This is a genomic window from Rhodococcus sp. HM1, from assembly GCF_023218075.1.
In the GTDB taxonomy this organism is placed as follows: Bacteria; Actinomycetota; Actinomycetes; order Mycobacteriales; family Mycobacteriaceae; genus Rhodococcus.
On the sequence record NZ_JALPTB010000126.1, the window covers coordinates 1 to 8,734 of the forward strand.

Below are 8,734 nucleotides of genomic sequence, written 5' to 3' on the forward strand. Positions count from 1 at the left end.
GGATCGCGGCGGAGACCTGCACCAGGCGGCGTGGGCGCCGCTCCGGGGCCTCCAGGGTGGTCGAGTCGGTGGCCTCCAGGGTGGTCGAGTCGGTCACAGGGACACCAGCTTCCGTCGGCGGACCAGGGCGATGAAGAACGGTGCGCCGATCAGGGCGAGCACGATACCGACCTGCAGCTCCCCGGGGCGCACGACGATACGGCCGATCACGTCGGCGAGCAGCAGCAGGATTCCGCCGAGCAGGCCCGCGTAGGGCACCAGCCAGCGGTAATCGGGTCCGGTGATGGCGCGGGCGATGTGCGGGACGATCAGCCCGATGAACGCGATCGGGCCGCACGCGGCGGTGGCGGCGCCGGTGAGCAGGGTGATCGCGACGATGCCGACTGTGCGGCTGACCGCGACGTTGGTGCCGAGCGAGCGGGCCACGTCCTCGCCGAGGCCGAGCACGTTGAGGCCGGGGGTGCTCGCGAGGGCGATGACCACGCCGGCGGCCAGGAACGGCAGCACCTGCCACAGCACGTCGGTGCCGCGGCCGGCGACCGAGCCGACCACCCAGAAGCGGAACCCGTCGAGGGTGGTCTGGTCGAGCAGCACCACCGTGTTGGTCATGGCCTGCAGGAAGAACGCGACGGCGGCCCCGGCCAGCGCCAGGCTCAGCGGGCTGGCCTTGCCGCCGCCGATGGACGCGAACCCGAAGACGGTGACCGCGGCGAGCAGGGCGCCGGCGAACGCGAACCACAGGTACTGCGACGGGGTGGTCATCCCGAACAGGTAGATCGAGAGCACCACGAGGAAGGCGGCGCCGGCGTTGATGCCGAGCAGGCCGGCGTCGGCGAGCGGGTTGCGGGTGTGCCCCTGGATGAGGGCACCGGCGATGCCGAGGGCGATCCCGACGACCAGACCGAGCACGGTGCGGGGGATGCGCAGGCTGTGCACGATCAGGTCGGTCTCGGAGCCGTCGTTGACGGTCAGCGCGTGCAGGACCTCGGCGAAGGTCATCGGGCGGGCGCCGATGGAGATGCCGGCCAGCAACACGAAACCCAGCACCACGATCAGCGCGGCCAGGCCGAGCAGGCGGCGGCGCCGCAGCCCGGCGACGCTGCTGTCCGGGGGGAGCGGGGCGAAGCCGTCGGCGGCGGCGATCTTGTCGGTGACCACCTCGGTGTCGCGGCGCAGCAGCGCGCGCCGGGTGCCGACCGGGGCGCCGGTGGCGACGTCGCGGGTGACCAGGCCGGTCCACTGCTTGCCGAGGCTGCCGCCGGTGTGGCCCTCGCGGCGGCCGTTGTTCCACAGCCAGAATCCGGCTGCGGCGGCGACGGCGGCGAACCCGAAGACGATGCGGTCGGTCTGGCCGCCGCCGTTCGCGTCGCCGAGGGTGTCGACGAGCAGCGCGCCGATCACCAGCGGCACGGCGAGCAGGGCGGCGTCGAGCGCGGTGGCGGTCAGGCGCCGCGCGGGGCTCGCCGGGGGGCCCGGATCGGGCAGGACCGGTGAGCCTCCCGGGTGTCGGATCGTGGTCACGGGCGGGGTGCTCCTCGGGATCGGTGCCTGCCGGGGACGCGGACGAGGTCCGCGGAGAGACGTACGGGAACTTAGGTTACGGAATCCTATCTATCCCGTCTCCTGAGGAGTTGCGCAACCGCCCCACACATGCAAAGGTTAGGCTCACCTAATCAGTCGCGGGGTTGTGGAACCGCGGTGCTGCTTGCCGATCAGGAGGTGCGTGGGTGTGACTCTGCTGCTGACCCGTCCCGAGGTCCCGGAAATCTGTGCGGTCCCGGGGTCCGCGTTCGACGACACGCGCACCCGGCTGCGCGCGCTGGCGCCGGACGCCCCTCGCGTCTACGCCGTCGCCCGCGTCGACGAGGAACCCCGCCGCCGTTGGTGGCGCCTGGCCGGCGAGGACCGGGCCCAGCGTGTCGACCTGCTCTACCGCCGCGTGCTCGACGACGTCGAGGATCCGCGCATCGCCGTCGAACAGGTCGCCGGGGCGCTGATCCACGTGGTCGTCGGGCGGGTCCTGGCACCGGTCGTCCTCGACGGGCGCGCCTGGGATCCCGGCCTGGAGAACCTGTGGATCCACCAGGACAGCGACGGCGGCACCGACTGGGCCGGCGTCGCCGACGACACCCTGCGGGTGCTGCCCGGTGATCCCGCCGAGGGCACCCGCGGCGTGGTGGTGCTGCCGTGTGAACAGGCCCTCGCGATCTGGACGGCGCACCGCGCCGTGACCGCGCTGTCCACGGTGCACCGGACGCTGCAGGGTTGCGCGCCGCTCGACGGCGCCCGGTTCTGGGCGCTGGTCGGCCGGGCGGTCGTCACCGGCGCCGCGCAGCTGCCGATGCTCGCCGCGTCGTCGCGGCAGGTCTCCGCCCGCCGCGGCCAGCAGCTGCTCGACGCGTTCGTTTCCGCAGGGTTTCCCGTCCGAGGCCTTGCCTGATTAGGGCAGCCTTCCCTACAATCATGGTCGTCACCTACTGTCGGACCGCGCCGGAGTCCTGAGGGCTGCAGAGACTCCCGGTCCTTCCCACGGCGGGCCCTGCATCCCTGCGGGGCCCGCCGGATCCTTTTCCGGGCCCGCACCGCCCGCGCGCCCCGGCGGCGGCGCGCCCCGTCGGGCGCCTACCATCCGACAGGACAGGGCGGAGACGCCCGGACAGCCGAGACGACGGAGACCTCATGACCAAGCAACTCACCCCCGATCCCGCCGCCACCACCGACGCCAACAACGTCGGCTTCGGTACCGCGCTCGGGCTCGAATTCGTCGAAACCGGCCCGGATCGGGTGGTGGCGCGCTGGACGGTGACCCCGAGCCACCACCAGCCCTACGGCATCGTGCACGGCGGGGTGTACTGCGCGGTCATCGAAACGGTCGCGAGCATCGCCGGCGCGCTGTGGTTCGGCGACCGCGGCAACGTCGTCGGTGTCAACAACAACACCGACTTCCTGCGCGCCACCCGCGAGGGCGTGCTCACCGCGACCGGCACCCCGCTGCAGCGCGGCCGCACCCAGCAGCTGTGGCAGGTCGCGATCACCGACGAGCAGGACCGCACGGTCGCGCACGGGCAGGTGCGCCTGGCCAACATCGCCGACGCCGACCGCATCGGCCACTAGAACCGGAACCACTGTCCGCCGGCTCGGGCACCCGGTGCCCGAGCCGGTGCGGCGTCAGCCGGCCTCGCGGGCCGACCCGGAGCCGCCCTTCTCGATTGCTGCCGCCGCGGCCTCGGCGGCCTCGGTGTGCTCCCGCAGCCGGTCGATCGCGATCCGCGCGAACACCTGCTGCTCGGTCGCGGCCATCTCGTTGCGGCCGGTGGACAAGAACGCCTGCGCCCACGACAACAACGTCGACAGCTTCGACGAGAACCCCACCAGATACAGCAGGTGGATGAACAGCCACGCGATCCAGCCGATGAACCCGCTGATCTCGAGCTTGCCGACCTTCGCGACCGCGCTGAACCGCGAGATCGTCGCCATCGAGCCCTTGTCGAAGTAGTGGAACGGCTTGCGCTGCGCCGGATCCTGCCCGTGCAGGCCCGCGACGATCTGCTGCGCGGCGTACTTGCCGCCCTGCATCGCCACCTGCGCCAGTCCCGGCAGGTTGTCCAGCGCCATCATGTCGCCGATGACGAACACGTTCGGGTGACCCGGCAGCGTCAGGTCGGGCTGCACCTGGACGCGACCGGCCCGGTCGATGCCGGCGCCGGACTGCTCGGCGAGCTGCTTGCCGAGCGGGCTCGCCGCCACCCCGGCCGACCACACCTTGCACTGCGACTCGATGCGCCGTTCGGTGCCGTCCTTGTCCTTGACGGTCAGGCCCTCGGCGTCGACGCCGGTGACCATCGCACCCAGCTGGATCTCCACCCCGAGCCGCTCGAGCGTCTTGCGGGCCTTGCGGCTGAGCTTGCCCCCGTACACCGGCAGCACGTCCGGGGCGCCGTCGAGCAGCACCACCCGCGCCTCGGTCGGGTCGATGTGCCGGAACGCGCCCTTGAGGGTGCGGCGCGACAGTTCGGCGATCTGCCCGGCCAGCTCCACCCCGGTGGGGCCGGCGCCGACCACCACGAACGTCAGCAGCCGCGTGCGCTCGTCGTGATCGTCGGACAACTCGGCCTGCTCGAACGCCCCGAGGATGCGGCCGCGCAGTTCGAGGGCGTCGTCGATGGTCTTCATGCCGGGCGCGAATTCGGCGAAATGGTCGTTGCCGAAGTAGGACTGGCCGGCGCCCGCGGCGACGATGAGGCTGTCGTATTCGGTGACGGTGACCCGGTCCAGGAATCGGGAGGTGACCGTCTGCGCGTCGATGTCGATCGTTTCGACCTCCCCGAGCAGCACCTGCGCGTTCTTCTGCTTGCGCAGCACCATGCGGGTGGCCGGGGCGATGTCGCCGACGGACAGGATGCCGGTGGCCACCTGGTAGAGCAGCGGCTGGAACAGATGGTGGCTGGTGCGGGCGATCAGCACGACGTCGACATCCGCGCGTTTGAAGGCCTGGGTGGCGAACAGTCCACCGAATCCGGATCCGATGACCACGACCCGATGACGACCCGACCCGACCGGCTGGATGCTCATCTGATTGCTCCCTCGACGTCTGTCAGTGACCGGGCCGATCGGTGCCGGCGCGGTCCCCGCCTCACTCGGCGAACAGCCCCAGTCTCGCAGCATTCGCGGGCCGTGACGCGTCGAACCGATCGGTGAGTCGTGTCCGGCGCGGTCACTCCGGGTCGCGCAGCAGCTCGTAGACCGGGTTGTGGCGGGCGGCGTGCCGCACCGCGTCGTTGGTGGCCGAAGTGTAGATCTGCACCGTCTGCAGGGACCGGTGCCCGAGCAGCTGCTGCAGCTCGACCATGGTCGCGCCGCTGTCGGCGAGGCTGGTGGCGAAGGTGTGCCGCAGCGCGTGCGCGAGCGCGCCGCGTTTGCGTTCGGATTCGATCCCGGCCAGCCGGTACATCCGCCGGACCCGGTACTGCAGCGTGCCGCGGGTGATGCGCCGGCCGTCGCTGCCGACGAACAGCGGATCCTCCGGCGGGAATCGTTCCCAGATCGCCAGGTCCTCCCGGTCGGCGCGGGCGGTGCGCCGCGCCGGCGGGAACCGGGTGTACCGCTGCTCGAGATAGGCGGAGACGATCGCCGTCCAGCTGTCCTCGAGCGGGATCTCCCGTTCGGTGGCGCCCTTGCCGAGTACCCGCAGCACCGGGGCCTCGCGGCCGCCGAGGATGCTCGCCAGGTCCAGCCGGATCAGTTCTTCGGAGCGGATGCCGGTGAGCAGCAGCGTCGCGATGAGCGCCAGGTCGCGGCCCGGCCAGTCCCGCGGCCCGGTCTCGGGGCGCTGTGCCTGCACGGTGAGCGTGTCCACCAGCTGACCGATCGCGGCCGGTTTGAACGCCTTCGGGGTGTGCTGCGGCCGTTTGGGCTGGGCGATCGACGCCATCGGGTTGCCCTCCGAAACCCCTTCGGAGACCAGGAAGTTGCAGAAGCTGTTCCACACCGACCAGGCGCGGCGCACCGACGCCGGTTGGCGTTCCCGGGCGAACGCGGCGAACGCCGAGCGCAGCGACCGGATCGTCACGTCCTGCACGGTCAGCGCGTCGGGATCGACCTGCCGGGTGGCGGCGAGCTGCTCGCACACCGCCCGCAGATCCAGCCGGTAGGCCTTGACGGTGTGCGCCGACCGTTTCGCCGTCTGCAGGGTCTCGAGGTAGGCCGAGATCCACTCCAGCAGGCCCGGTTCGTCCCCGCTCGCCATCGTGCGCCCTTTCCGCCGGCTCGTGTCGTACATGTGTGCGAGCACAGTCTGACATCGGGGTCGGACAGGGCTGTGCTCGGACAGGGCGGTGCTCGGACAGGGCGGGGCGCGTGCCGCGGAGACGCGCGCGGGTGGGGGAGAATCGGCGGATGCGGTCGCGCACGAAGATTCTGGACGCCACGCTCGGGCTCATCGCCGACGTCGGCTTCGAAGGTGTCACGATCGCCGGGGCGGCGCAGGCCGCGGGGGTGTCCCGGCAGACCGTGTATTCGATCTTCGGGAGCCGGGAAGAGCTTGTCTCCCAGGCGATCAGCGGGCAGCTGCTCGAGGCGTACGCGGAGATGACCGCGCGGCTCGAGCGGATCGAGGACCCGGGGGAGTACGTCGTGGAAACCATCGTGCTCGGCCGCACGCTGGTGCGGGAGCATCCGGTGCTGGCGGTGTTGCTGCGCGGCGACGGCGACAACCCGGTGTTCGATCCGGGCATGGTCGATCGCGCCAAACCGATCGGGCGGCAGCTGCTGGCGCCGATGGTGCGCCGGTACCCGGAGCTGGAACCGCACGCCGACGACATCGTCGTGATGTCGCTGCTGCTGGGCCTGTCGGTGCTGATGTTCGCGGGCGACAGCATGGAATCCGACGACGAGCTGCGGGCGTTCCTGCGGCGCTGGCTGCAGCCGGCGATGCCGCCCGTCGGCAAGCCCACCCGCGATTCTTGACACTTCGGCCGCGGAGTGTCTAGTTTTGCATCCGTCCGGGCCTGCTCCGTGCCGAAAACCGATGGGGGAACGACTTGTCCGCATTCACGCGTCGCTCCTTCCTGGCCGGCGCCGTCGCCGCCGGCACGCTCCTGGCCGGCGCGTCCACCGCGCACGCCGCCCCCGGCATCGCCGCTCGCGTCAAGCGGGTCGCCGTCACCCGCGAAGAGCACCGCGTGATCGTCATCGGCTCCGGCTTCGGCGGCGGCGTCACCGCCCTGCGCCTGGCCCGGGCCGGGGTACCCGTCACCGTCCTCGAACGCGGCCGCCGCTGGCGCACCGGTCCCAACGCCACCACCTTCCCGCGCGTCGCCGACCCCGACAAGCGCATGCTGTGGCACAAGTCGTTCCCCGAGGTGTTCGGCCGGCGCCTGAGCGTCGAACCCTACGTCGGCCTCGTCGAAGCCGTCCCCGGCGACAACATGACCGCCCTGTGCGCCGCCGGCGTCGGCGGCGGCTCCCTCGTCTACCAGGGCATGTCCCTGCAACCGGACCGGGACGTGTTCGACGCGCACTTCCCGAACGAACTCGACTGGGACCTGATGAACCGCGTGCACTACCCGCGCGTGGCGAAGATGCTCGGCCTGGCCACCGCCCCCGACGAACTGGTCGCCACCGCCAACTACGCGGCCGCGCGCATCTTCGCCGACCGGGTCCGCGCCGCCGGCATGCCGCTCGACAAGATCCCCATGCCGATCGACTGGAACTTCGCGCTCGCCGAACTGCGCGGCGAGATGACCCCCGCCTACACCGACGGCGCCGGCGCGCTCGGCGTCAACAACGGCGGCAAGCACACCGTCGACGTCACCTACATCGCCGACGCCGAGGCCACCGGCCTGGCCACCGTGCAGGCCCTGCACGACGTCACCGACATCGAACGCGCCGCCGACGGCCGCTGGACCGTGTACGTCGACCGCACCGACGAATCCGGCACCGTCCTCGAGAACAAGATCCTCACCACCGGCGCGCTGGTGCTCGCCGCGGGCAGCCTGAACACCACCCGGCTGCTCCTGCGCGCCGCCGCCAAGGGACAGATCACCGACCTGCCCGACGACCTCGGCCGCGGCTGGGGCACCAACGCCGACCGCATCTACATGTGGACCGACATGGCCGCGGACTTCGGGGCGGTCCAGGGCGGCCCGGTCGTCTACGGCAGCAAGAACTGGGACGATCCGCACCACGCCCACACCGTGGTCCAGGCGTCGCTGCCCTCGTTCGAGGTGAACACCCGCAGCACCGTCCTCGTCGGCTACGGCGTCAGCGACGGCCGCGGCGAATTCGTCTACGACGCCGGACGCGACGACGCCGTGCTGCGCTGGCCGCACGAGGGCGACGCCGGGATCCAGAACGGCCACATCGATCCCGCCGTCCGCCGCATCGCCGGCGCCGCCGCCGTCCTCGTCGACACCAACAAGGTCGTGCCGTCCACCTGGCATCCGCTCGGCGGCGCCAACATGGGCAGCGTCTGCGACCTCGACGGCCGCGTGCTCGGGCAGCGCGGCCTGTACGTGCTCGACGGGGCGCTGATGCCCGGCAACGCCGCCGCGTGCAACCCGTCGATGACCATCGCCGCCGTCGCCGAGCGGGCCCTCGACAACATCGTCGCCCGCGCCGTCGGCACGCTCATCTGAGCCACAGACCCGGGGGATGGGAACGGTGGCGTGGCGTCACAGGCCGTGACGCCACGCCACCACACACTCGTCCACCCCACCCGAGCGGTGCAGGTCCCGGCCGAGCCACCGCACCAGCGCCCCCGGACCGTCCAGGTCGAACCGATACGCCCCGTCCCCGGCATCCTCGTGCGGGGGACGCCACCCCAACGCCAGCACCGAATCCAGCACCCGATGCGACCCGAGAATCCCCGGGAGCGTGCGCAGCCCGGGGGACAGGTCCAGATCCTCGACCAGCAGCGGACGCTGCTCGTGGGTCGCGACCGTGTGCGAGCGCACCGCGCCGCCCGATTCCCCGCTGCGGCCGAGCACCAGCGTCTCCCGCAGCAGCACCCGCGCGTCGCGGTCGAGCACCAGCTCGGTGCGGCGGGTGACGTCGGCCCCGTCGGCCACCACGAACGGCAACCCGTCCCACACCAGCGACGCCCCGGCCCCGAGCCGCGCCCGCACCGTCCAGCTCGACGCCCGGCCGGCCGCGTCGTAGGCGACGGTGCCCGCGGTCTCGACGATCTCGAGCCACGCCCCCGCCCCCACCTCGACCTGTCTCTTATACACATCTC

Annotated in this window: 7 protein-coding genes; 4 read left to right on the plus strand and 3 right to left on the minus strand. The window is 71.9% G+C overall.

Annotation, left to right across the window (positions count from 1 at the left end):
• Positions 1–93: 93 nt before the first annotated feature.
• Complete coding sequence (locus tag M1M07_RS31315) at positions 94–1,485, minus strand: iron ABC transporter permease (RefSeq protein ID WP_248676652.1); 1,392 nt, start codon at positions 1,483–1,485, stop codon at positions 94–96.
• A gap of 244 nt (positions 1,486–1,729) precedes the next feature.
• Here M1M07_RS31315 and M1M07_RS31320 point away from each other — a divergent pair, with 244 nt between their 5' ends.
• Complete coding sequence (locus M1M07_RS31320; protein WP_248676653.1) at positions 1,730–2,440, plus strand: hypothetical protein; 711 nt, start codon at positions 1,730–1,732, stop codon at positions 2,438–2,440.
• A gap of 239 nt (positions 2,441–2,679) precedes the next feature.
• On the plus strand, positions 2,680–3,114 hold the full coding sequence (locus M1M07_RS31325) for a PaaI family thioesterase (RefSeq protein ID WP_248676646.1): 435 nt from the start codon (positions 2,680–2,682) through the stop codon (positions 3,112–3,114).
• 54 nt (positions 3,115–3,168) lie between these two features.
• Here M1M07_RS31325 and M1M07_RS31330 read toward each other — a convergent pair whose 3' ends face one another.
• A complete protein-coding gene (locus M1M07_RS31330; protein WP_248676647.1) occupies positions 3,169–4,572 on the minus strand; it encodes an NAD(P)/FAD-dependent oxidoreductase in 1,404 nt (467 codons plus the stop codon).
• Between the two features lie 142 nt (positions 4,573–4,714).
• A complete protein-coding gene (locus tag M1M07_RS31335; protein WP_248676648.1) occupies positions 4,715–5,746 on the minus strand; it encodes a tyrosine-type recombinase/integrase in 1,032 nt (343 codons plus the stop codon).
• 149 nt (positions 5,747–5,895) lie between these two features.
• Between M1M07_RS31335 and M1M07_RS31340 the strand changes: the two genes are divergently transcribed.
• Entirely contained in the window at positions 5,896–6,465 is a 570-nt protein-coding gene (locus M1M07_RS31340) for a TetR/AcrR family transcriptional regulator (RefSeq protein WP_248676649.1), read from the plus strand.
• Positions 6,466–6,539: 74 nt separating this feature from the next.
• Positions 6,540–8,135, plus strand: a complete 1,596-nt coding sequence (locus M1M07_RS31345) for a GMC oxidoreductase (protein WP_248676650.1) — start codon at positions 6,540–6,542, stop codon at positions 8,133–8,135.
• The last annotated feature ends 599 nt before the right edge of the window (positions 8,136–8,734 follow it).

Bases quoted from the DNA above. Each gene is read 5' to 3' on its own strand.
- M1M07_RS31325 (WP_248676646.1), top strand. From the start codon at position 2,680: ATGACCAAGCAACTCACCCCCGATCCCGCCGCCACCACCGACGCCAAC.
- M1M07_RS31330 (WP_248676647.1), bottom strand. From the start codon at position 4,572: ATGAGCATCCAGCCGGTCGGGTCGGGTCGTCATCGGGTCGTGGTCATC.
- M1M07_RS31335 (WP_248676648.1), bottom strand. From the start codon at position 5,746: ATGGCGAGCGGGGACGAACCGGGCCTGCTGGAGTGGATCTCGGCCTAC.
- M1M07_RS31340 (WP_248676649.1), top strand. From the start codon at position 5,896: ATGCGGTCGCGCACGAAGATTCTGGACGCCACGCTCGGGCTCATCGCC.